A 25,291-nucleotide genomic window follows, 5' to 3' on the forward strand; every position below is an offset into this window, starting at 1 on the left:
ACCCCGAGATCTCATCCGCTCTGCTTCGAGCGATTGACGATTCTCCGCTGCTGGACAAGGGCCCATTCCTTGAAGCCACGCCGCCGTACGCGTCTGGGGAGACGCTCAACGAACTGATCGATGAGGGAGTCCTGTCCAGCCACTTTCGAGGTTTGGGCAGCGACGCGCTTCCGCTGGACCGCCCGCTTTACCGCCATCAAGAGACATCGATTCGCAAGGCCGGCCAGGGCCGCAATGTCGTTGTCGCTACGGGCACCGGCTCAGGAAAGACCGAGTCCTTCCTGCTGCCGATCTTCGACAGTCTCATCCGCGAGCTGGAGAACGGCTCGCTACGAGATGGTGTGCGAGCGCTCCTCCTCTATCCGATGAATGCACTGGCCAACGACCAGATGAAGCGGCTGCGCGCCCTCCTCTCAGGCTTTCCGCAGATCACGTTCGGGCGCTATACGGGCGACACGGAGACCGACCCGAAGAAGGCGCTGGACCGCTTCCAGGAGCTGAACCCGGGTGAGCCACTCCTCCCCAACGAACTTCTGAGCCGAGAGGCGATGCGTGCGACGCCCCCGCACCTGCTCCTGACGAACTACGCAATGCTGGAGTACTTGCTGCTGAGGCCGCAGGACATGGGACTGTTCCCGGGGGATGCGCAATCTGCCTGGCGCTTCCTCGTCATTGACGAGGCGCATGTCTACGACGGGACGCAGGGCGCCGAGATCGCGATGCTCGTGCGAAGGCTCCGCGACCGAGTTGCCCCCGATCGGTCGATCCAGTGCATCGCGACGTCCGCGACGGTCGGTGCGGATGCGGACCGCCTCAAGGTCGCCGAATTCGCCACCAGGCTCTTCGGCTCCCCCTTCGAGTGGGAGCCGAGTGATCCGTCAAGACAGGACATCATCACAAGCGAGCGCGTCCCCGCTCCGCCGGGACCCTACTGGGGACCACTTTCGTCCGAGGACTGGCTGCGGCTGATGGATGCTGACAACGTCGAGAAGGAGGTCGTCGAGGTTGCTCGCGAGGCTGGTTTCGAGGCCGGCGACGGTCGAACTGCCCTCTCACATGAGTCAGGCCTGGCCAAGCTCAGGAGCCTCCTGGCGGACGCGCCGCAGACCTTCGCCAGCCTGCCGAGCAGGGTCTTCGCCGATGATCCTCACCGAGAGGCGGGGCTCGTGGCCATGGTTGCGGTGGCGAGCAGCCTGCGAGGAGCTGACGGATCTCCGGCCCTATCCGCTCGCTACCATCTCTTCCTCCGTGCCACCGAGGGCGCCTTCAGCTGCCTGTCGCCAAGTGGTCCGCACGTGCACCTCGCCCGCCACGCGGAGTGCCGCGAATGTGAATCGCCGGTATTTGAACTGGGCGCCTGCAAGCGCTGTGGCGCTGTGCATCTACTAGGGGTCGTCGAGGCTGTCGACGGTCGGCAGGTACTGAAGCATCGGAAGGCGGATGCCTCAACGTCCTGGCTCGTTCTGGACGACGGGGCGGACGTGGTCGATGAGGATGAGGAGGCTGTTGCCGACGACGGGGGCGGGGTGAACGGAGACGAAGCCAGGCTCTGCACGCGGTGCGGCACCCTGAGCGCGGTCAACTCGCGCAGCTGCTCCGACCCAGATTGCGCTGCCACTTCCCTGCGTCGTGTGCGCAGACTCCAGCAGAGGGGTCAAGAGCTGCTGGGATGCCTCGTCTGTGGCGCGCGGGGAGCAGGTACGGTGCGCGCGTTCGAGACAGGCGCGGACGCAGCGGGCGCTGTCATCGCCACGTCCCTCTATCAGAGCATTCCGGCAAGCGACGACCCAAGGGATGTGGGTCGTCCGGGCGAGGGTCGGAAGCTGCTCATGTTCAGTGACAGCCGCCAGGCCGCCGCGTACTTCGCGCCGTACCTTGAGGACTCCTATCGCCGCCTCCAGCGCCGGCGCCTGATCCACCAAGGGCTGGAGGCGGCCGGCGCTGGCGACGAGCCGGTGAACATCGCGGACACGCGTTTCAACGTGCGGCGCAGCGCTGAGCAGGTTCAGTACTTCACTCCGGGCATGTCGGCCGCTGAGCAGGAACGAACCATTGCTCCCTGGGTGATGGCCGAGGTAGCCAGCGTGGACGATCGCCAGTCGCTTGAGGGTGTTGGCCTACTTCGCATCAGTCTGAGGCGTGATCCTCGGTGGCAGCCACCCACGCCTCTCGTGTCATTGGGGATGAGCGCAGATCAGGCGTGGGACTTCGTCGCTGAGTTGGTCCGGACTCTGCGGTCGCAGGGCGCGGTCACAATGCCACAGGACGTTCCCCCGAATGATGAGATCTTCGCGCCGCGCCTGGGACCGATCTTCGCGCGGTTGAGTGGTCCGGAACCTAAGCGGAAGGTCCTGTCGTGGCTGCCTGGGCGCGGCAGCAACCGACGGATCGACTACACATCCAGGGTGCTCGCTGCCATCGGGAGCGCCGAGGATCCGCGCCGCGTCCTCGAAGGTGTCTGGCGCTTCCTCTCGAATGGAGAGGTGGACTGGCTCGAAGCCAGCACTCCCAGGGGCCTTGGCACGGTGAGCCAGGTGAATCATCAGATGTTGCGCTTCGAGCTGGTGCGCGATCAGTCACCTGTGTTTGTTTGCGCGATTTGTCAGAGACTCGCACCGGTCTCCGTGGCCGGTGTCTGCCCTGCCATGGGATGCCCAGGGACGCTTCGGCCATTCGTCCCGCCGACGGCCGAGTCGGACAACGACCACTATCGAACGGTCTACCGCTCGATGCACCCCATCCCCCTGTCTGCTAGCGAGCACACTGCGCAGTGGCGAAACACCGAAGCCGCGCGGATTCAGCAGGAATTCATCCGTGGAAGCATCAACGCGCTCTCATGCTCAACCACGTTCGAACTCGGGGTGGACGTCGGCGAACTCCAGGCTGTCATGCTGCGCAACATGCCCCCGACCACGGCCAACTACATTCAGCGCGCGGGACGTGCCGGACGTCGGGTCGGTGCAGCAGCGCTCGTGGTCACCTACGCTCAGCGACGCTCCCACGACCTCACACAGTTCGCCTCGCCCGAAGCCATGATGACTGGCCGCACCCGCGCACCGTACGTGCCCTTGGAGAACCTTCGGATCGATCGACGGCACGCTCACTCGGTCGCGCTGGCCTCATTCTTCCGCTGGTACTTCGAGAACTACCGGACGATCGCGCGAACGGCCGGTGAGTTCTTCGTGGACGACGGGAGCGCTGAGGCTCCGGTGCGGTCGGTCCCGTCATTCCTGACGCCGGTGCCGCCGGAGTTGACCGAGTCGCTGCGGCGGGTGCTGCCAGAGAGTGTGCATGGATACATGGGCGTCGACTCTGGTTCTTGGACGACGGCCCTGTTTGAACTGCTTGACGAGGTGCGCGTATTGCTCGAAGCCGACGTGACAATCCTGAGGTCGGTCCAAGACGAGGCAGTGGCGGCTCGGAAGTTCAACGTAGCCGATCGTTTCGAAAAGGTCCTGAAGACCATCCTCGGCCGCGACCTACTGGGCTATCTTGCCAATCACAACGTCATCCCCAAGTACGGCTTCCCCGTGGACTCCGTCGAGCTGCGCACAGACTTCAGCAGTGCCCAGTATTCTGTCGGCGCGAAGCTGGACCTCTCCCGAGACCTCTCACAAGCCATCCACGAGTACGCTCCTGACGCATCCTTGGTCGCCGGCGGAATGCAGTGGACGTCAAGGGGGGTCTATCGCCTTCCGGGGAAGGAACTCGTTGAACACAGCTACCTCGTCTGCCGACGGTGCGGAAAGTATCGCGAGTCAATGGGTGAACTGGATCCGCACTGCCCCACGTGCGGGGAGGTCGCCACCTCCGCGGCGCGACGAGTCATCATTCCTGAATTCGGCTTCGTCGCGGCTCCAGACCCAATCCGCCCAGGGGCACGCCCACCGAAGGGTGCCTGGGGTGGGGCCACCCACGTCGTCAAGCTGTCCGAGTTCACGAAGTCACGGCAGCTGCACCTCCCAGGGGGACTGATCGAGGCATCTGTCGGCCCGCGAGGGCGCCTGATCTCGATCGCCGACGGGCCATCTGGGCGCGGCTACCACCTCTGTCAATGGTGCGGATGGGGTGCAGCCGTGGCCACCACCCCAAAGCGGCCGGTCAAGCACGCCCATCTCTTGAGAGCGGGCCACGACTGCACCGGACCGCTTGAATGGGTCGATCTCGCGCACCCCTACGAGACGGATCTCCTCTGGCTCGATGTCCGCCCGAATGTGCCGGTCTTGGACGAGGGAGCCTGGAAGTCCGTCCTGTACTCCCTCCTGGAGGCAGCCTCGGAGACGCTTCAAATCGCGCGCGACGACATCGGCGGCACCTTGTCACCGACTGGAGCGATGACCAAGTCACTGGTGCTGTTCGACACCGTGCCAGGCGGCGGCGGCAACGTGCTGCGGATAGAGGAAAGCCTCGAAAGGGTGCTCCGAGGCGCCCTCATCCGAGTACTGAACTGCGAGTGTGGCCCGGAGACCTCCTGCTATGGCTGCCTGCGCGGTTACCGCAACCAACGTGACCACGAAATACTGTCCCGTGGGGCAGCTGCTGATTTGCTCGTGTCGCTCGGCGTGGGGGCCGACTGATGTATGCGTGGCAAGGCGATACAAGGGGAATCTATGGTACTTCCGCTGATACCGGTTGTTCTGATCGCGGCCGGGGCGATCTCGGGCGGGACAGGTGCGGTTGCCGGGGGACTCGGCCTCCTGAAGGCGAAGCGGGCGCGAGCCCAGATCGCTGATGCACAGGCCCGGAGCGAGTTGGATCATCACCGCACTCAAGTTCGTGCGGAGGAGATCAATGAGCAGCTCAAGAACTATGGTGCCGACCAGCAACGAGCTCTGGAGTGTGTACTGCTGCGGATGGCGGAGTTCATCCGCCGCAATCGTCGACAGGTCGCCGAGTCTGAGAGGACTCTTGTCGACGGCCTTGACATCGCGATCGGCAACCTGGCAGGTGTGCCTGGCCTCGCCCGCGAGGCGGGGTCAATAATCGCGGCCCTCGTGGGGGCCGGCGGAACCGGAATGGGAGCCGCGCAGGGGACTGCTGCCGCTGTCACGGCTTTCGCCACCGCGGGCACAGGCACGCCCATCGCGGCCCTCTCGGGCGCTGCGGCACAGAGTGCGACCCTTGCAGTCCTGGGTGGAGGGACACTGGCGTCTGGCGGCGGCGGAATGGCGCTCGGTGCACTCACCCTCAACTTCGTCATGGTGGGACCTGCGGTGTTGGTAGGTGGCATGGCTATCAACGCGGGCGGGGAGAGGCAACTGACCCACGCAGCCCGCTTCGCAGCCAAGACCGAGCAGCATTGTGCCGAACTCGCTGCTACCAGGGAAGTTTTCGGCGGGATCGAGCAGAGGATCGCTGAGCTCCGAGAGTTGCTCGCTGAGTTGGCTGAGAGAGGCGAAGCGGCCTTGGAGCGCCTTGAGTTCACTGAACAGAAGGAGGGAGGGTTCGATCCCGCGGTCGACGCTTCCGAGTTCCAAGGGGCCATGGCCCTGGCCGTCGCCGTTCGTGACATGGTCGTCACTCCGGTCCTGAACCCTGAGGGTCAGCTGAACGGGGAGGCTGTTCGCCTCCACGTCAAGTACAGAAAGTTGGTGGAGGATGGCGGGAAGTAAGCCGCTCGTGGGCAAGATCGTCGAGTCATCGGTCAAGAAGGCAGCGAACACGGTGAGCGTCGGTGACCCGTTCGCGGCGCTGAAGACCATGGTCGAGTCGACGACGGATTACCTGAAGCTCAGAGAACTCGAGCAGACCAAGCGCAGTGACATCAACGCTCGGCGGGATGCCGAGATCGAGAAGATTCGTGCCGCTTCGGAGCTGGTGAAGGACTATCTGGATCGTGCGTTCGCCGAGCGACGTCACCACACGGACGAACTCTTCGCGCGCTATGACGACGCCATTGAGCGGGGCGATGGTGCCGCCGCGACGGCGGCCCTCAAGGGGGTCGTCGAGATCGCTCAAGCGTCCCCCCTGGGCAACTTGGCTGATCTAAGTCAGGTGCGTCAAGCGCTCTTCGACACGGAGTATGTGCACGAACTGTGAGCGGGCGCTGAGGGGGCAGGTCGCTCGGCCAGGGCATGCGCAGCCGGCTGCCCCAACGCGGTCAGCCGGCTGTGGTGTGTACCTCGGCGACGTGCAAGCTCGCCGCGCTGGCTGCATGAGGGTGGTCCGCTACGCGGCTCGCCAGGGTCCGAACCGCAAGGCCGTCGGGCAGCATGTCGGAGAACTTCAACTCCTGCACCGCGCGCTTCGTGATCTCGGGCTGAATCCGGGCGAGGTCGTCGCCGAAGCGTCGCCGCGCCTCACCCAGCGCTTCCCGGAGTTCGGCCGCTCCGGCGTCGGGGCGGAGCACCACGTGGTCGTTGGTGAACGTAGCGATCGGATCTCCGAGAGTTGGCGCCACCTCGTCGAGCGCCGCTCGCAGCACCGCGTTGGCTCGACCTCCGGCCCACGTCCACCACCTTGTAGCGCCCTCTTCGTGGAGTAGAACCGTTCCTTCTGCGTCCACCCGATTGGCCCACTCAGACCTCAGCCCGTCCAGGCGGCCGCGAGCCCGGGCGCTCAGCTGGACCCCCGCCGGATCGGCGCCCAGCAACACCCGACGCATAGCGTCCACCAGCTCGAACCGCAGCGGCGCCGATGACCCCAACCACCGGGCAAGACCCGCCCCCTCGGAGGGCTCGACGAACGCCCGCCGTCTGGTCCAGTCCACGGCCGTCACGGTCCACGACCGCCCTGCGAGCGCGAGCGGTCGCGGGCCTTGCACCTTCGTCAGCAGCACCATCGGGTCCACGGTTCCGATCTCGGTTCGGCCGTGCAGGACGGTGACCTGCGGGTCGGAGGTGAAGACGCTCATCACCTCCATGAAGTGCCGCCGACCGTACCGCCGCTCCGCCTCCGGTCCGACCATCATCATGTCGCCGTCGCTGTCGAGGAGGCCGCGGTCCAGGAGTGTGTCGACGATCCGCTCGGACGCCTCGTCCGGCACCAGGGTCAGGCCGCCCAGCCAGTCCTTCCAAACCCGTCGCCCCACGGCGCGCTCCTGCAGCGCGATGGCCAGCACCTGCTGTGCCGCGATGTGCGCGGGCGAGGGCGGGGGAGTGACGGGCTCGACGTACCCCTCTGACCACAGCAGCAGCAGCGCCGCGCCTCGGAGCAGTTCGGCGTCGTCGGCGGCGAGCACGGTCATGTTGCGTGTGCTGCCCGGCCGGCGGCCGGTGCGCCCCAGGCGTTGCAGGAACGACGCCACCGTCGTCGGCGCCCCCACCTGCAGCACCCGGTCCAGGTCCCCGACGTCGATCCCCAGCTCCAGCGTGGACGTGGCGACGATCACGCAGTCGCGCGCCTCGGCGAACGCGGTCTCGGAGCGCCGTCGCTCCTCCACCGAGAGACTCGAGTGCGACACGTAGGTGTCCACCTCACGCTCCCGCAGTCGCACCCCCAGCTGCTCCACGGAGCGGCGAGAGTCGGCGAACACCAGCCGCTTCTCGCCCCTGTGCAGCGCGGAGATCACCGTTGCCGCATTGTCCAGCGACCCGACGAAGTCAAGCGACACCTCCGGCGCCGCAGCCGGACCGACCGGAGGCGCCACGACCCGCCCGGCACTCCCCGCCGCTCGGTTCGAGCCCTGCAGCCAGGCGAGGAGCTCGTCGGGGTTACCGACGGTGGCCGACAGTCCTACCCGCTGAAGCCGTCGCCCGGTCATCACGCCGAGCCGCTCCAGCACCGCCAGCAGGTGCCAGCCGCGGTCGTCGCCGGCGAACGCGTGCACCTCGTCGACGACGATGGCGCGCACGTCGCCGAGCAGGACGCGGGGGTCGAGGGTCGCGGAGACGAGCATTGCCTCGAGCGATTCGGGCGTGGTCAGCAGGATGTCCGGCCGCTCCACCGCGATCCGGCGGCGCACCCCCTGGGGGGTGTCGCCGTGCCGGACAGCCGCCGCGCGCCCCAGCCAGGCCGCATAGGTGTCGACCCTTCGTTCCAGGTTGTTGAGCAGCGCACGCAACGGGCACACGTAGAGCACCGACGTGCCGCTCCACGACCCCTCGGCCATCCTGGTCAGCATCGGGAATAGGGCCGCCTCCGTCTTGCCGCCGGCCGTCGGTGCCAGCAGCAGGGCGTCATGGCCGGCGAGCACAGGGCCCACGGCCTGCTCCTGCAGCGGGCGCAGCTCGCGCCAGCCGAGGGTGTTGACGATGTGGTGCTGCACCACGGGGTGCAGGGCGTCGAAGCCGGCCATCACCCGGAGGAGGTGTCGAGCTCGATGTCGTCCAGGGACGCCGCGCCGCGGGCGGCGTTGCGCTCCACGGCCGTCAGCTCGCCGTCGCCGACGGTGAGCGCGTAGTGGGCGCGGGGATCGAAGTCGGGGAACTGGTCCACGCGATCCAGCACGTCTCCCACCAGCTTCTTGAGAAACACCCGCGGCGCGACACCGATGCGCCCGCCCAGCGACCCCGCGACAGCATCAGCCAGCGCACCGATGTACCCATCGTCGACGACGGCTCGGACCCGCCCACCTGAGGCGGCGCCGTCGGCGTAGAGGTCGCGGACCTTGCCGCCCAGCTCGACGAGGCTGTCGCGGGTGAACCCGGGCAGCCGCACCTGCACCGCGCGGGGGTTGTCGAAACGCGTGTCGGTGGTGAAGTCGGCGTGGAGGCGTTGCGCCAGCGGTGGGAGGCGGCTCAGGCCGGACGGGCCCTCGAAGAACGCCGGCGTGCCGGTAATGAGCAGGTAAAGGCCGGGGTAGCGGCCGGAGTCCACCTCGTCGATGAGCTGGCGCAGCGCGTTGAGGGCCTTGTCGCGGACGTCTCCACGGACGCGTTGCAGAGTCTCCACCTCGTCGAGCACCACCAGAAGCCCCGGGTGGCCGGCGTCCTTCAGCACAGTGAGCAGCCCCTGGAGGAACGCCATAGCACCGAAGTGGTCGAGGTCACCCTTGATGCCGGCGGCCCGCTTGGCGGAGGCCGCCACGTGCGGCTGCCCGCCGATCCAGGCGGCCAGCCCATCGGCGGTGGCGGCATCGCCCGTCAGCGACGCCCCCCGGTAGGCCCGCAAGGCCTGCGCGAAGGCCGGGGTCTTACTCGACACCGCAGCCAGCCGCCCCTCCATCAGCCGGTCGACGGCGGCCGACAGCTCTACATCGGAGGCGGACGCCAGCGATGGATCGGCGTCCACCGCGTCAGATTCCAGCGTGAACAGCCAGCCATCCAGCACCGAGCGGAACGCGCTCGGCGGCACGGTAGCCGTCCGCAGAGATTCGGTGATCCGTCGGTAGACCGTCTCCAAGCGGTGGAGGGGCGTCTCGGTCTCACTGATCTGCACCTCGGCCGTGGCCCAGCCGAGCCTCAGCGCCCGCTCGGCCAGGTGCCGGGTGAAGAACGTCTTGCCGGAGCCGTACTCGCCGCGGACGGCCTTAAATGTCGCGGAGCCGCCGGACACGGCCGCGAGCTCCGCGTCGAGGGCGGACCCGAACCGGTCGAGCCCGACGGCGAGGAGGTCCAGCCCGTTCGCGGGCACGGTCCCGCGGCGGAGGGCATCGATCACCTCACGCCGACGTCGCGGCGAGACGGCGGTGCTCATTGGCCCGAGTCGTCCGCTTCGGACGCGGCCATGGTGAACTCCCCCTGACGGAGGACGTCGAGGGTGAAGGTCCCCATCCGCATCTTGCCGGCGAGCCCTTGCAGGGCTCCGCGGAGATACGGGTACGCGGCCATGATGGCGACCTTCTCGATGAAGTCGGTTCGCGTGTCCTCTGGGACCTCATCGTCGATGTCGCGCTCGTAGATGACAGCAACCGCCGCGACGAGATTCGCTGATGGAGTCTCAAATCGAGCGCGGAACCAGATCTCTATCCGAGCACCCCAGTGCACGGGGTTGATGTCGATGGTGAGTTCTCCGTCCGTGCTCGTTTCGTCGAGCGCCGAGAGGCCATTCCCCTGAGCTGGATCGAGCTTGAGCTCAGCAACCTCTTGGATGGTGCGTACATCGACGAGGCGGACAGCGCCTAGGAGTTCAACGACGTCCATGCGTAGCCTCAGGCAGCCGGTGTGAACTGGTGGTCGCGGTGCCCCACCTCCGCGGAGCGAAAGGTGCCGAGGCGGACTCCCGGGGACCGCGTCACCCCCACGGGCCTCTGGCGGGTCGGCGATGCCGCCACCTTCACGGTGATGGATGCGGGTACCCACTCGTCTCGGCGGTGGTCCAGCAGCTGCCCTGAATCGAGCTCCACCCTGTGGGAGATGAGCGCCCCGACGGCGTGGGCGTACCGACGAATCCGCGAGAGCGTGGGGTTGCTGTCGTGAGCTTCGAAGTCCGCAACGGTCGGCTGCTTCACGCCCAAGATCTTGGCGACGTCGGCCTGGCTGAGCCCGCGATCCTTCCGGACGCGAACCAGCGCGTCCAGAAGCTCTTGGTCGTTCTCCACCAGCAGGTCGGCGCGGAGGGCTTCGGGCGACGTGGGGTCGAGGCCGAGTAGCTCGTCTAGCGTGCTCATAGACTTGAGTCTATAACTGGTGTCAAGCTGAAGTGCCTAGAAGAGCGGTTTGCTGAAGCCCAACCCCCACCGATGAGTTTGGCAGCGCCGAATGCGCGTCCCGGCGGTATCGATGGCCGCGTTTTGGTGCTGCTTCGTGGCGCGGTCATCCCCCTGCACGATCTGCTTCTCGTGCACTTTGGCCAGGATCGTTGAATCGGGCTCCAATGGAGGCTCATGAAAGTAGCCGCGCAGATGACTCCCATCCCAGGACCACCGCAGTTCCCAGAGCAGCGGGTCCCGTGACACCGGCTTCCACTCGTCGCCGCGCAGAGTCCCGGCGCTCGCCCGCCTCAGGATTGCCTTGAACTCCGCGTAGCGCATCTGGATCTCGGATGAGGTCAGTGCGTCGGCGTCGCTTGCCTTCATCAGGCGCACGATCTCTGGGGTCACCAGGTCCGTCCCGTCAGACTCGCAGAGGGGATGCCAGACTCGCGCCTTTCCGGACGCGGCATCCGGCTTCGAGTCCGGCTGGGGCCCTGTCACGCGCGCACTCCGTACTGCTCGGCCAGGAGGGCGACGTCGAGGGTGACCGCCTGGGTGGTCGGGTCGGTGGCCACCACCGGGTAGCCCTCCACGTTCAGCAGTTTCCCCACTTGGCTCATCACCATGGGCACCCGGTTCGGCGGCACGCTCATCAGGGCGGCCGCGCGGGTGGCGCTCAGGCGGTGGTCCGGGGCCGCGGTCAGCGCCTCGACCAGCGTCGACACCGCGTCATCGGATACCGCGAGACGGCCCACGAGCTTCTTCTGGGCCTTGTACGTCGACGACGACACGAGTGCGCGCCCCGCACCCCCGGGCGACGGGGGCTCGGGCACCGCCGAGAACAGGTCGGGCTGGGGCACGTCCGCCGGCACCGGCTCCACCACCGCCGCGACGACCTCGGCCCGCACGGGCGCGGTGACCTCCCACCACTCGGGCTCGGCCACGGGGGCGGCGGTCAGAGAGTGGGTCAGGGTCGACGGCGCCAGCAGCGCCACCGGGACAACCACCTCCGCGGGCGCGGCACCCCCGTGGTAGCCGGCCTTCAGCGGCCCGTACCGAAGCCGCTCATTCACGGCCAGAACCGCCCGGTGATCCGGAGTCAGCACCCGCGGCCCCGACACCTGCACCTCGTCCGCCTCCGCCGGCGAACCGGCTGCCCGGTACCGACCACCGATCCCGACGCCGCGCTGGGTGCCGCGCCGGCGTTCGACGACGTGGCCGTGGTCGCTGGTCAGCACCACCAGCCGCCCCGCGGCGCGGGCCGCGCGCAGCAGCGGTCCCAGGTGTTTGACCGTTTCGGCGGTCCAGTCGGTGCCGCCGGGGTCGGTGCGGTCGAGGGCGTCGTCGATGGTGTTGAGCACGCAGCCCACCAGCCGGAACCGCTCCACCTCGCCGATGGCCAGGCGCACGTCGTCCGCCAGTGCGAAGCCTTGGCGGCCGGTGTCGAGGCCCTTCTTGTGGAAAAGCGGCGCCTCACCCAGCCCGAACGACGACGCGTGCTGGGCGAACGTGCGGCGCTCGGCGTCCTGCTGCCCGCTCGTCAACCGCCCGGCCAGCAGCGACGCCCGACTGAACTCGGTGACGCTCGGCAGGACGGTCAGCGCGGGTTGCCGCGCCGTCGAGCCGGGCACCAGGCACTCCACCATCCCGAACTCCAGCTCGGAGGTGGCGTGCGCGATGATCTCGGTGGCCACGCCGGCGCTCATGCCGTCGAGCACCAGCAGCAGCGTGGGGTACTGCCTGGCCAGCGGCACCACCACGCTCGGCAGCACCTGTTCCAGGCCGAGCACCCCGGTGAGCTGCTCCTCGCAGCCGTCCCGCGCCAGCGAGGCGGCGAATTGCAGATCGTGCGCGTCTCGCCGCTCCTGCACCGCCGCCAGCACCGATTCCAGCGCCGCCGCCAGCACCGGCTCGTCCACGCCGGTCTCGGCGTCGTTGACCGCCGAGTCCACCCATGCGTCCACGCGCAGATGCCGCCCGGCCAGCCCAGCGAGCCCCTCCGGAGCCAGCTCCGACGAAGCCGCCTCCAGCCATCGCGCCAACCGCACCGCCGCCCGGGTGGGCGGCACGCGGACGTCGTCGTCGACCAGTTCGTGCTCGGTCACCCGCGCCCACGCGTTCCCCAGTTCGGCCGAGTCAGCCCCCGCGCCGCGGTCCAGCACCGCGGCCAAGGCCCGCAGCCGGCGGGTCAGCCCGGAGCGCAGCAGCCGCGACCCCTCCGCCAGGTGCTGGGCCTGCGCCTCGGCCATGAGGTCGTCGGCGTGGGCGAGCAGCCGCCGGGCGGACTCCGTTGATGCCCGGCCGCCCAGCAGCCCGGACAGCACGATCCGCGACAATCGCCCTGCCGCCGCCAGCGCGCCCCGGGGCACGTCGCCCCAGCGGTGCTGCAGCCGGGCGAGCGCCAGCTCGGCGTCGTGCCGCGCGTCGGCGGCCAGCAGGCAGTCCACCGCGACACCCAACGGCACCAGATCCGTCACCGTCCCGCTCCGCAGCAGCGACGCCACCACGGGCTTCGCCTCGCCGGACGAGTCGGCCACCCACTCCAGCAGGGCATCGACGGTGGCCTCCCCGGCGCGCGGACGCAGCCGGGCGATCTGCGACGGCAGCCCCGGGTCGGTGGACCAGTGCAGGACCGCGATCAGATCCACCGGCCCCGGCGGCAACCCCAGCTCGGCGCGGGCGGCGGAGGCCAGCGCGTGGTCGCGGGTGAGAACACCGGCGGGGGCGGGCGGCCAGCCGTCGACGGGGGCCAGCTCCAGCAGCCCGGAGGCCACTTCGCGGGCGTTGGGCAGTTGGAGGAGGCGGGCGTCGACGCTGTGCGCGGCGAACGCCTGCTGCACGGCCTGCCAGGGGTCGGGGTGGCGGAGGCGCTGCCAGAGGAAGTGGGCGAGCAGGCCGGCGCCGAGGTCGGCGTCGCTGCGGTCGGTGACCACCACCAGCCAGCCGTCGGGGTCGGCGGCCCGAATGGCCTCGCGGATGGCCAGCGCGGAGCCCGCGGGCACGATCCGCACCTGCTGCGCGCCGTGCTGGAAGCTCGCCTCGCGGGTGGCCTCGGGCCGTGCCCGCACGCCGATCACGCCCTTGGAGTAGTTCTTCTGGCGGGCGTAGTCGACGAAGGCGCGGGCGATCGCCGGGGTGACCGGCGCGCTCGCCGCGACCTCGACGCTCACTCGAGCCGCCACTCGACGACGACGTCCGCCTCGGGGTGCTCAGCGGCGAACTTCTGTAGCTCCTCGGAGACCTCACGCAGCCCCCGCGACCCGCGGATCCGCGCCCGCCCCGCGGCGGGCCTCCGAGGTGCCGGCTCCGGGCTGGGCTCGGGCGCCGGGACGGGAGTGGGGGCCGGGGCGGGGACGGGAGAGCCATCCGCCAGCCACCGGAACAGGTCGCTCTCGGCCTTCTGCAGCGCCGGCGCCAGCGGGGTGACGAACTCGTCCGCGCGAAGCGCCCCGTGCAGCCGGCCGAGGATCGCGGCTGCGTCGTCGGCCCGCGGGCCTTCGCCGTAGGAACCCGCGTTGAGCGGCTCGAACCGCGACCACTCGTACGCCCCCACCCTCCCCGCCACTGCAGAAGCGGAGGACAGCGACCGCCCCATCGTCGTCGGCTCCGCGACCTCCGCGGCGGCGAGCCGGCGAATCAGCGGCAGCCCGCCCAGGCCGCGCAGCGCGTCGCACAGCTCCGCCGCCGCCCGCGCCGTGGCCAACCGGTGGGCCGGGCGGCCCCCGTCGATCCGCAGCTTGCCCGCGGCGCCCTCCAGGGCGGTGACCAGGCGCGCGGCGGGGTCGGAGAGTTCCAGGGCCTTTGCCCGCACCGCGTCGGCGAGGTTGGCCACTGCCACCGGCGTGGCGTGGGCGGTGGCGGGCACCCCGAACACTGCCCCCGCCAGGCGGGTGGCGTCTGCCCACTCCTGTTCGGTGGGCATCGGCTGGACGCGCAGCTCCATCTCGTCGCGCACCGCACCCGGCTTGGGCGCGGGGATCGCGGCTCCGTGGTGGAACCAGGCCCGACGGCGCAGCGCCGCCCAGGCGAGGATCACCAGGTCCGCCACCTCCCGCGTCAGGCCCACCTGCGGCTCCATCGCGGAGATCCAGCCGCGCACCTCGCCCACCTGGACGGGCCCGTTGTTGTCCGCGTCGCGGGCGCCGAGGCGCCGCTCGAACTCCGGCCCCCAGGCGGAGAAGTACTCGTCCCCCATGAGGAAGTGGGTCTCGGCGGCCTTCCCGACGCCCAGCGGGTTGGCGATCCTCCGCGCCGCCGCCGCGTCGGAGCTCAGCGGCACCCGGTTCTCCCGGTCGGCCAGAGCCTGCTCGATGTAGCCGTAGGTGGCGGCCAGTTCCCGGACGCGGATCTCCTCGTCGCCGGGCTCGAAGCGCGGGTGCGCCGGGTACGTGGCGGAGAAGGCCTCGCGCACCAGGTGCTCAAACGCCTGCTTGAGCGTGCCCCCGGCGGGCGGGCGCGGGGTGAAGCTGGGCGTCAGCGACGCGAGCACCTCCGGGTGCGACGCGTCGCCGACGACGTCGCTCGCGCCGAGCGGCGACTCCAGGTCGTAGGCCACCTGGATGGCCCGGCGCAGGGCGTGGGCCAGCGAATCACGCTGCGACTGCAGGATGGTCTTGGCCTGGATGCGGCCCATCTCGGAGAGGTGGTCGGCGTGCTGGGCGTACCGGTCGCCGGCGCCGTCGAGGAGGTAGTTGAGCTTCACCAGGCGGCTGACGTCTCGCATCCGCTCCTGGCTGAAGAACCGCGGCAGCCACACGATCGTGCGCTCGTCCCAGTTGCGGGCGCGCATCGAATCGATCCGGGCCAGGTCCTCGGAGGCGGAGTGGCCGGGCTCGTCGAAGGGGTGATCGATGACGAACCGCCACGTGTCGGGGCGGGCGCGGAAGTGGTCGTCGCTCAGCCAGCCGGCGTCACGGACGTTGCCGAACACCAGGTCCACCGTGCGGGGGGTGCCGCGCCAGACCACCCGGTGCGCGTGGGCGCCCAGCAGGTCCTGCTGCCCGAGCGAGCCCAGCCCGAAGCCCTCGGCCACCAGCTTCTTGATCAGGTCCCGACGGCGCCCGTCGTTGTCCTCGCCGCGCGCCCGGTCCACCACCGACTCGTAGTCCACGTCCGAGAGCCCCACCGTGATGAGCGGGTTGCGGCCCTCCGTCTCCACCCGGATCTCAGGGGCCCGCCCCGCCCACAGCCGCACCTTGGACAGCACGACGGCGGCCTCACCGTTGGGCAGGGGGGAGCGGATGGAGCCGTGATTGAGCGACGCCAACCGCCCCGCCGTCAGCCCTTTCAACGCGGGCACGTTGGGCGCCACGGCGCTGAGCAGCAGCGTCTTCGCCAGCCGTAGATCCCCGACGGCGCCCGCAGGCAGCGGCGCGGAATCGGCCAAGTCCGCCGGGGTCAGCGAGTACTGCTCCAGGATCATCGGCAGCAGCCGCTCCTGATACAGCGTGCTCGCGGCCCGGAACAGGGCGGCCGAGGCCTCGTCGAGAGGCTGATCGCCCGCCGCCCCGGTGACCAGGTGGTCGAAAGCGTCGCCCACGGGGATGACGTCGTCGATGGTGAGCGCGTCGCGGCGGTCCACCAACAGCTGCTGCATCACCTTCAGCGCCGTGCGTTCCCGCTGCATGACCCCGGCCAGGGACCGCAGCGTTGAGACCAGGGCGGGGGAGAACGGGTAGGTGAGCCGGAACTGCCGGGCGTCGGCGCCGCGGTGCCGGTCGCTGGTGTTGACGCCGTCGAGCAGCACGTCCCAGGACTCGGCCTGACGGTCCAGCGTGGCGAAGGCGCGGTCGATCTCGCGCGCCGCCTCGTCGCTGCGGGGCGTGAGCAGGCGCTTGTTGGCCACGAAGGGAAGGTTGTCGTCGCCCAGCCGGATCTCCGGGAAGCGGCCCTCCTGGAACCGGAACGCCTGATCCAGCGCCTGCTGCTCCGCACCGCTGGCGCCCGAATCGGCCAGCCACCGCCGCAGGTCCATCTGGCGGGCGATGAACGACACCAACGGGATGCGGCGCCCGCCCTGCCCGCCTTCCACCAGCTTGCTGATCTTCTGCGCCTCGGCGCCGAAGAACGCGTGGTCGCGGATCCGGAACGCCAGCCACAACACCAGCTCATCGAGGAACAGCACCACGGCGTCGTACCCCAGCGATTGGGCGTGCGCGGAGATGGCGGTGAGGCCCTCGTCGAGCCCGATGTGGGAGGCGTGCCGGCTGTAGGAGGCGAAGTAGCGCTCCTGCAGGGCGCTCACCAACTCCGCCCGACGGCGGTCCTGCGCGGACGCCGCGCGAGCCGCATCATAGCTGTCCGCGTCCCAGGTGGCGGCACCGCCGAGTACCCCGCTCCAGACGTCCGCCGTCTCGGTGCCCTCGTTGAGGCCACCGAAGAACCCCTCGTCGCCGATCCGGGCCCGCAGCGAGTCCGCGTCCTCCAGCAGCTTGGCGGTCTGGTGCAGCAGCGGCGGGGTGGAGCCGGGGTGCAGCTCGTCGATCTGGCGGAGGTAGCCGTCGAACAGCGCCTGCTCCAACGACTGCGCCCCCAGCAGGTGGAACGTCAGCGGCAGCACCTTCCGCCCCTGGAGCTGCGGGTCGTGCCGGGCGACGGGGCCCGCCAACTCCGGGATGGCCCGCGCCTTCGGGTGCTGCCGAAGCAGCGCGTAGAGCACGGCCATGAAGTGACTCTTGCCCGAGCCGAACGAACCGGTCAGGAACGCGCCCTTGCTGGTGTTGGCGGAGATCGCGTCGCTGACCACGCCCAGCGCCCTGTCGAACGCGGTGGCGAGCTCCTCGGTGACCACGTAATCGTCCAGGGTTCGGGCGAGGTGAGCCTCGTCGACGCTCTCGGTGAGCCGCAACACGTAATCGGCAGTGCTGGTGGTCTCCGGAATGGTGAAGATGTCCCGCAACAGGGCGCTCATCGCGCTCCCTCCCTCTCATTACCGCTGGTTGCGCGGCGTCCGCGCGTGGCCGCCGCCGGCCGCCACGCAGCCAGGTCATCGACGGTGAGGCCGAGCGACGCCAGATGGTCGCGCAGCTGCTCACCCGAGAACTGCGCCGGGCTCACCCCGAACGTGGGATCGATCGCCGAGTGCCACTGCTCCACCCACGGCTGCACCTCCGCCAGCCCCGCGACCAACGGCACCAGCGCGGCGTCGTCGACGCCCTCAGCCGTGCGCTCGGCGAGGATGGTGGCCAACGCCAGCGACTGCTGCGCGTGGTCCCACCCCGCCCAACCCAGCAGCGGCGTGGGATCGGTCTCACGCCCGGCGCCGGGGTAGAGGATGAAGCGCTCCTTCGGCACGTCCAGCTTGCCGCGGTCGGACCAGTAGGCGGTCTTGCGGAAGTCGGCCGTGGAGTACTTCGGCGGCACCGGGATCGCCCCCACACTCTCACCCGCATCCTCGCGACGCTGCAGCTCCCACGTCCGCTGCCACTCCGCGAACTTCCGCAGCCCCGAATCCTTCAACCGGTACGCCGCCAGGTACGGCACCGCCTCACTCTCGACGAGCGACGTCAGCGCCGCGACCAGGTCCGCATCGCGCCGCCCCTGCCACAGGTCGACGACCGAGACGAACTCCGCATCCCGACCCAGCGCGTCGGCGAGTTGCCCCACCGACTGCGGACGCACCTGCCCCTGCGACGTGAACCATAACGACCGCTCCTCCAACCGGTCCAGCAGCCAGCCGCGCAGTGCCCGGTCCGCCTGCTTGGCGAACGGCTCGGTAGCCCACCGCCGCTTGTACTCGGGGGTCTCCAACAGCCGGATGGCGTCAACCTGCTCGATCGCATCGATCCGCCGCTGCACCAGGTCGCGGTAGGCGGCCGGCCAGTGGCCGGGGATCTCGGTGATGGGGGTGGAGCCGTGCCGGGAGAACCACGTGGTCTCATCCTCGCCCGCCGCAATCCTCCGGGCCAGCACGATCTCGAACGCCCGCTCCCCGAGCCTCACCTCCGGCGGCTCCCCGGCGTACACGATCGCCTCGTCCAGCAGCCCGTACGAGGCATACACCTCCCAGTCCAGCTCCTCCTGGTGCGCGATCATCCGCCCGCGAAGCGAGGACTGCGCCGCCCCCGCTTCGCCCAGCAGGTCGGCGGTGGGTGAGTTCGACGCGATCAGCGCCTCTACCTGGTTCCTGGACAGCTCCTGCGCCAGGTCGTCCAGCACCCGGCCACGGTCGAGTGGCAGCGTCTTGGGGAGTGGGAAGTCCTGAACGTTCGCCCCGTTGAACTGGTAGCGGTCGGACCAGGGCTGTTGCGACACGCGCGCACCATCCTGGCCAACTGGGTCGCCACCCTTGGGATAGCACTTCTGCTTGAGCCAGAAGCACGCCGTCGAAGAGTTCAGGACACCCAGAAGTTCGAGGTGGTCGCCTTCAGTGGCGCCGGCCGGCAGCTTGATCACGGGAGCGGTTCTCCCAATGGCAACGCGGTTGCGCTCGAGGACAAAATGGTTGTGCGTGGCGACTTCGGCGAACGTGATGGTCCAGGCGTGAGAGCCGTTGTCTCTAGGCAGCTGGTGCCACTCGTAGAAGGGCCGCCCGTCGGTGAAGTACGTTCCTTTGGAGAACGTGGCACGGTTACCCAGTTCAGTCCGCGTACTCCAAAGGCGTTTGGCCCACGCCGGGAACCTGTCCATGGGCAACAATTCGTTCTGTTCGCTGTATGGAAACCACGCTTGGGTAGTTGCCGCAACTCGAAAGTCCCGCACGGCCTCGCCGAGCACCAATGGAGCTGTCGCCGCTGATTCCAGGCGCAACTGTCCCTTCACGTGGCCCGGCAACATCATCGAGTCATCACTGCCCATTACGCCGAAGATGCCAATTCGAAGAGCGAACGCGCCTAGGCGTCCGCGCGGATTGCTCTCCAGACGCTCGAGTAGTGATAGAGCACCACCTCCAGACAGGCTCCAGGGATGTCGATCCAACGAGCGTCTTTCAAGGTCGGCCACGTTGGTCCACCGGTCAGCGTAACCGGGCTGGTCGAGGCCTCTCACAATCGAGCGCCACACCAAGCCGTCGTCAGGCTTGCCGGGACGGCCCGGTTCTCCTTCGACCCCCAGGACCGCTCTCACCGAGGATAGGACGGGTGAGTCGTTACGGCCGACCAAAAGGACCGTCGGCGTGCCGTGGCCAGGAATGTATGCCCCCGATGTGTCGATGACCAGTCTGAGATCGAGAGCGGCAAGGAGGTCCTCGACCATCGGTGTGCCGAACTCACGCTTCATGAACGCGTTCGACGTGATCTGGCCCACCCATCCAGCCTGAGCAGCGCCGTCGCCTCGCTTGGCGAGCGCGAACAGCAGCTCCATGAAGGGGGCGGTGAGCTGGTACTTGCCCTTCAAGTGGGTGAAGCGCTCACGGTAGCCGGCGTTGAGTGCCTTGTCCTTGACTGTGATGTAGGGCGGGTTCGCGACGACCGCGTCGTACTGACCGCTCCGAAGCGTCTCGATCAGAGCCTCCTTGTGCTCCGTAGAGTAAGCGAACTCGCCCTGGGCCTGGAAGAGACCCTCCTTGACGCGGCTGAACCACAGCGAGTCTCCGGCCAGCACATTGATGGTGAACCCCGGCGCGGTTTCCAGCGACGTGTGGCCCACCGCCTGCAGCGCGGCCACCGTCAACCGGAACACCGCGATCGCGGCGGCGAACGGGTTGATGTCCACCCCCCACACCCCGTCGAGCGCCTTCTGCACCCGTTCCCGGGCACCCAGCGCGGGCCCCTCCTTCTCCCACCGGGCCAGGAGGCGGCGGAACGCGCCGAGGAGGAAGTGGCCTGACCCACATGCGGGGTCGATCAGCTTGAATCCGTCGAGCGGGCGGTCGTTCAGGGCGGGTTCGAGGGTGCGGTCGAGGATGAACTCCTCCACGAACTCGGGCGTCTGCAGCAGGGCGTAGGTCTTCTTCGCGTGCTCGGAGAGGTCCTGGTAGAGGTCGCCGAGGAAGCGGGTGCTGAGCTCCGGGTCGGTGAAGCTGTGGACCAGGGCGCCATCGTCGCCGCGCCGTCGCCAGAACTCCAGCAGCCGGGTGACGGCCTGGCCGGAGGGGGAGGCGGTGTGCAGCATTGCCTGATCGTCGACGAGGCCGGCGGTGGCGGGTGTGGCGGCGAGGTGCGCGATTGCCTGCTCCACCCATTCGCGGTCCGTGTGTTCGGGGTGGGCGCGGAAGTAGGCGAGCTGCGCGTCGAGCGCCTCCTGCCGTCGCTCGGCGGGCCCGGAGATCCAGACGGGGCTCAGCAGGGCGTTGTCCTCGCAGAAGCGGACGAATACCGTGGTCAGCACCCAGGAGACGGCGGCTTGAGTGATCCGGTCGTCGGCCCAGGCGGTGTAGGTGGCGGCGGTGCGGTCCCCGGAGGTGGCGGCGGCGTGCTCGCTGCGCCACTCGCCGTCGTATTCGGGCAGGGTGATCCGCTGCCGAAGGTCGTCCTCCAGGAGAAGCACCTGCTTCTTGAGGTCGGCGACGAGGGCGGCGGGGCTGATCACGCGGGGTGTCCTTCCGGGACGGGAGTGGCGAGGTGCGTGCTGATCCAATCGCGCGGCACCGACACATATTGGTTGGGGGCGGTGAGCGGCAGCGAGTGGCCGTCCACCATGGGGCCCAGGTTGCCGTGCAGCTGGGGGACCACGAGCCAGACGGCGGTGGGCCGCGGGGTGGAGAGGTCCATCCAGCCGGCGAGCAGGCCGAGGGCGTCGTAGCGGGCCAGGAGGGAGGCGTCGAGCAGCGCGACGGGGCGGCCGCCGGCGGAGGTGAGGGTCTCGTCGATCGCTGCAGCGACGGCGGGCAGGGAGCGCTCGACGAGGGCGCGGAGGCCGGTGTGGGCGCGGGTGCCGGGCTGGTCGGCGTCGGCGCCGAGCACCACGGCCCAGCTGAGCCCGGCGTGGGCGGCGGTGGCGTGGAGGGCGTCCATGAGGGTGTGGGTGAGGTCCAGCGCGACGGCGTCGAAGTGGGTGGTGAGCACGCCGGCGAGCCGGTCCTGGAGGGCGGCCTCCACGCCGAGGGCGATGAACGAGCGGCCCTTGCGGCTGTCGAGGAGGCGCTGGCCGACGGCGCCCGGCCCGGTGGCCACCGGGGTGGTGCCGAGGGTGGTGGCCAGGCGCGAGTCGAGGCCGGTGGTGTCCTTGCCCGCGGCGACGGGGGCGCGGTAGCCGCGGGCGGCGTCGTCGTGGCGGAGGCCGCGGCCGGCTGCGTCGACGATGGCGTCCAGCGCGGGGCGTTGCGGCATGGGCGGCAGCTGGGGGAAGCGGGCCTGGACGCGTTCGCGCAGCTCGCTAGGCTGATACAGCTGGCCGGGGACGACGGCGGGCAGCGCGTAACGCAGCGCGGCCTCGGCCGAGAGGCTGCGGTGGTGGAGCTCGCCGACGGCGGAGGCCCCAGCGTGCTGGGAGACCAGTGCGGCGAGGTGGGCCAGGCGGTGGCCCTCGCGGAGGTCGTCGTAGGGGGCGGCGGCGCGGGCGGGGGTGGCCTGGTCCAGCACGGCGCCGAGCTGCTCGGCGGCGCGGGCGGCCGGGACGAGGGCGGCGGTTCCCCCGGTCTCGTCGACGAGTGAATCGGCTCGGCGGGCGAGGGCCTCGGCCACGTCGAGGAGGTCGTGGCGGACAGCCACCAGCAGCGGCCTGCCCTCGCGACGGCGCAGCAACCAGCCGGTGTCCTCTACGGTGTCGGGTCCCTCGGCGCGCTCGCGGGCGGCCTCCCGGTCCATCGTGCAGCGCAGCAGGCCCTGGGCGAGGCGGAGGTGGGTGGCCTCGTCGGGGGAGGGGCCGGCCACCATCAGCGACATGAGGTGGCGGGCGAGCTCGTCGAAGGTGGCCACGCCGCCGAGCTCGCCGAGCCGCTGGTCCACGGCGCCGGTGAGCTGGGTGAGGAGGGTGAGCGCGGCAGAGTCTGAGGCCCAACGCTCCTGGATGGTTCCCAACAGCTGGCTGACGCGGGCCCGCGTGACCGGCGGGGTGAGCGCGGCGGCGAGCTCTGCCTGGGTGGCGTTGGGATCCGAGGTGCCGAGCACTCCGAGGAGGAGAGCGGCCAGCTCGACGGCGCGGTCCTGTTTGCCCTGGCGGGCGGCGCCCAGGAGCAGGTCGGCGCAATCGTGCGGGGCGGGGAGGGGGGTGGCGCCGTCGACGACGCGCCAGCTGCGGTCCTTGCGGTGGAACCGTGCCCGCCAGGTCTTCGCGCGACCCCTGATCTCCTCCCGGGTGGCGACGGCGACGCCGGGGAGGCGGGCGAGGCGGACGAGGTCCACCTGGGCGAGGTCACCGACGGTGGCCACCTTCAGCTGCTCCAGTCCGGAGACGGCGCGCGGGGTGAGGCCCGACTGTGCCAGCGGCGTGTCTTCGTCCGCCTTCTCGGCCAGCTCGTCGGCGTTGGCGGGCGCGACGGAGCTGGCCGGGAAGCAGGCGCGCCAGTCCAGGAGCATCTGGGCGGCGGTGTCGTGGCGGTCCGCGGCGCTCCGGGCCAGGGCTCGGGTGAAGAAGTCGGTGAGGTGGGCGGCGGCCGAGGGGTCGAACTCGGCGGCGACGACGGTGGCGTCGTCTTGGATGGAGGCGGGATCCGAGAGGCCGTCGCCGTAGACGGGCGGGTGGCCGGTGGCCATCTCGAACAGCACGACGGCGGCGGCGTAGCGCTCGGCGGCCGAATCGTACTGGCGGCGGGTGCTGAGGAACGGGTCCAGGTAGGGGCGGGTGCCGGCCTGGATGTCCGAGGCGGCGGCCTTGGTGAGGGAGAAGTCGAACAGGACCAGGTGCATGGCCCGGTCGTCCTTGGCGCCGCGCTTGCCCTGGAGGCCGAGGTTGGCGGGCTTGATGTCGCGGTGGGTGACCCCCGCGTCGTCGAGGGCGACGACGGTCTCCAAGAGGTCGATGCCCCAGCGTTCGAGGTAGTCCAGGGAGAGGCGCTCCCGGTTGCCGAGGCGGGTGGCCAGGGTCTCGCGGCCGGCGCTGGCCAGGAGGAGGGCGCTGCGGCCGCCGACGTCGATGGGGCCCTCGAAGAGGCGCGCCACCCTCGGGGTGGTGAGGTGGCGCAGGGCCTCCGCCTCGTCGTCGAGACGGCGGGCGGCGGCGTCGTCGACGGCCACCTTGAGGACGCGCTCGGGGTGGTCCTCGGAGGCGAGGTCAATGACGAGGAGCCCCACCGCCGTGGAGCCGGCGCCGAGGCGGCTCTTCAGCTCGAAGCGGCCGCCCAGGAGGGCGCCGGGGCCGGCGTCGAGGGGGTCGGTGACCTCCTCCGGCGGGGGTGTCGCGGCTTGGTCGAGGGCGGCCAGGAACGCGCCGACGTCCGGCAGCCGCTCCGAGACCTGCGGGCGGGTGGCCTGGAGGATGGCCTCGCGCAGCGCCGGCGGCACCTCGGGCAGCTCGACGGAGACGTCGAGGCCCTGCTGCTCGCGGAGGCGCGCGGTGAGGTCCGCGCGGGTGCGGGCGGGGAGTTGACCGCCGGTGACGAGGTAGAACGCCAGGGCGCCGAGGGAGAAGACGTCCAGGCGGAGCCGGTCCGGGGTGCCCACCTGGACGCCCTCCGGGGCTGTGAACGCGTCGCGCGCCCAGCGCTCGGCGGTGGGCACCTCGCCGGCCAGGACGTCGGCCAGCTGGGTGACGCCGCGGGTGGCCTCGGTGGAGGTGGCCTCGTCGATACGGCCCACGCCCTGCCAGTCGCCCACCTTGACGTGGAGGCGGCCGTCGCGGGCGGCGCGCACCAGGACGGCGCGCGGGTTGAGGCCGCGGTGCACCACGTGGCGGCCGTGGGCGTACTGGAGCGCCTCCGCGACGAGGCGGACCAGGGCGAGTTGGTCGTCGAAGCCGAGCGGCTTGGGGAGGCCGGCGAGCCAGAGGTCGAGGCGCTGCCAGGAGGGGTCGTACGGGTAGACGAGGCCGGGGCCGAGCTCCGAATCGACGAAGTCCTCGGGGCGCAGGACGGCGTCGTGGGAGAGGTGCTGCATCACGCGCACCTCGTGCTCGGCGATGCGGCGCACCCGGCGGTGGGCCTCGTCGGGGGAGCCCTCCGCGACGGTGCGGAAGCGGATGCGACGGCGGGTCCCCAGCAGCTTGTGGGTGCCGAGCCAGTCCTGCCAGCCGGGGCCGTCCTCGAGCGGTTGGCCGTCGAGGACGAAACTGCCCGCCTCGCGCTTGTGGGGGCGCAGCCCGATCATCTTGATGATCTCGGCGATGACCGGCTCGTTGATGGTGGTTCCGGGGTGTGGGGTGCCGGTGAACAGGTCTGTGATGGGAGCGAGGCCTGAGCGGGGCGCGTCGTCGGGGAGGCCGTAGAGGTCGCGGCGGTCCTGCTCCGGTAGCTCGACGGTGAGGTTGGGGTGGTGGAGGAAGACGGCCTCGTGGATGAAGGGGATGACGTCTCGGGCCGGCGGCGGGGGTGTCTGGAAGCGGCGGCCGCGCTTCCAGTCGTCGTAGGTGCGCATCAGCTTGGAGCGGAGGCGCTTGGCCTTGCGGTTGGCGAGGCGGAGGGGGGAGTCCTCCGGCGCGTGGCCGTCGCGGAGCCAGGTCTGGTCGTCGCCGCGGAGGCGGCCGGAGTAGTACTTGAGCTCGACAAGGTGGAGGCCGTCCGGGGCGAGGAGCAGGAGATCCACCTCGGACCAGGTGCCGCGGTCGTCGCGGAACTCGAAGTTGGTCCAGGCGCGGAAGGGGGGTCGCGGGGGGAGGAGGTCGCGGACGACGCGGAGGCCCTCGGCTTCGTGGGCGAACTGAGATGGGGTGACCTCAACCCACCGGTCGTTCACGCGCAGTCCCCCCTTGGCTTGGTGTGTGTCCGGTTCACTCTAGCCAGTTAGGGGGTCGAGGGTCGCGGGGTTG

12 protein-coding genes are annotated in these 25,291 nt (G+C 70.0%); 3 read left to right on the forward strand and 9 right to left on the reverse strand.

Annotated features, from left to right (window positions below):
- The first annotated feature begins 152 nt into the window (after positions 1-152).
- From H5398_RS08465 to H5398_RS08475, 3 genes are read left to right on the forward strand one after another with little or no spacing between them, the layout of a single operon-like run.
- A complete protein-coding gene (locus tag H5398_RS08465; protein ID WP_220489260.1) occupies positions 153-4,577 on the forward strand; it encodes a DEAD/DEAH box helicase in 4,425 nt (1,474 codons plus the stop codon).
- A 33-nt stretch (positions 4,578-4,610) separates the two neighbouring features.
- A complete protein-coding gene (locus H5398_RS08470; RefSeq protein ID WP_182799701.1) occupies positions 4,611-5,612 on the forward strand; it encodes a hypothetical protein in 1,002 nt (333 codons plus the stop codon).
- A 7-nt stretch (positions 5,613-5,619) separates the two neighbouring features.
- A complete protein-coding gene (locus H5398_RS08475) occupies positions 5,620-6,039 on the forward strand; it encodes a hypothetical protein (RefSeq protein ID WP_182799702.1) in 420 nt (139 codons plus the stop codon).
- A 61-nt stretch (positions 6,040-6,100) separates the two neighbouring features.
- Here H5398_RS08475 and H5398_RS08480 read toward each other — a convergent pair whose 3' ends face one another.
- The 9 genes from H5398_RS08480 to pglW form a co-directional block, all read right to left on the reverse strand.
- Entirely contained in the window at positions 6,101-8,236 is a 2,136-nt protein-coding gene (locus H5398_RS08480; RefSeq protein WP_182799703.1) for a DEAD/DEAH box helicase, read from the reverse strand.
- Positions 8,236-9,576, reverse strand: coding sequence for a BREX system ATP-binding protein BrxD (brxD, locus tag H5398_RS08485; protein ID WP_182799704.1), 1,341 nt, complete (start codon positions 9,574-9,576; stop codon positions 8,236-8,238). Before brxD ends, H5398_RS08480 begins: the two co-directional genes overlap by 1 nt.
- Entirely contained in the window at positions 9,573-10,022 is a 450-nt protein-coding gene (locus H5398_RS08490) for a hypothetical protein (protein WP_182799705.1), read from the reverse strand. Before H5398_RS08490 ends, brxD begins: the two co-directional genes overlap by 4 nt.
- An 8-nt stretch (positions 10,023-10,030) precedes the next feature.
- A complete protein-coding gene (locus H5398_RS08495; RefSeq protein WP_182799706.1) occupies positions 10,031-10,489 on the reverse strand; it encodes a helix-turn-helix domain-containing protein in 459 nt (152 codons plus the stop codon).
- Positions 10,490-10,525: 36 nt separating this feature from the next.
- Complete coding sequence (locus tag H5398_RS08500; RefSeq protein ID WP_182799707.1) at positions 10,526-10,921, reverse strand: hypothetical protein; 396 nt, start codon at positions 10,919-10,921, stop codon at positions 10,526-10,528.
- A gap of 89 nt (positions 10,922-11,010) precedes the next feature.
- Positions 11,011-13,683, reverse strand: a complete 2,673-nt coding sequence (gene pglZ / locus H5398_RS08505) for a BREX-2 system phosphatase PglZ (RefSeq protein WP_182799708.1) — start codon at positions 13,681-13,683, stop codon at positions 11,011-11,013.
- Positions 13,680-17,423, reverse strand: a complete 3,744-nt coding sequence (locus H5398_RS08510; protein ID WP_182799709.1) for a DUF6079 family protein — start codon at positions 17,421-17,423, stop codon at positions 13,680-13,682. Before H5398_RS08510 ends, pglZ begins: the two co-directional genes overlap by 4 nt.
- Positions 17,420-20,980, reverse strand: coding sequence for a BREX-2 system adenine-specific DNA-methyltransferase PglX (pglX, locus tag H5398_RS08515; RefSeq protein WP_220489261.1), 3,561 nt, complete (start codon positions 20,978-20,980; stop codon positions 17,420-17,422). The genes H5398_RS08510 and pglX overlap by 4 nt, the downstream gene beginning before the upstream one ends.
- Positions 20,977-25,218, reverse strand: a complete 4,242-nt coding sequence (gene pglW / locus H5398_RS08520; RefSeq protein ID WP_182799710.1) for a BREX system serine/threonine kinase PglW — start codon at positions 25,216-25,218, stop codon at positions 20,977-20,979. The genes pglX and pglW overlap by 4 nt, the downstream gene beginning before the upstream one ends.
- Positions 25,219-25,291 lie beyond the last annotated feature (73 nt).

This window comes from Tessaracoccus sp. MC1679 (genome assembly GCF_014164775.1).
Lineage (GTDB): Bacteria > Actinomycetota > Actinomycetes > Propionibacteriales > Propionibacteriaceae > Arachnia.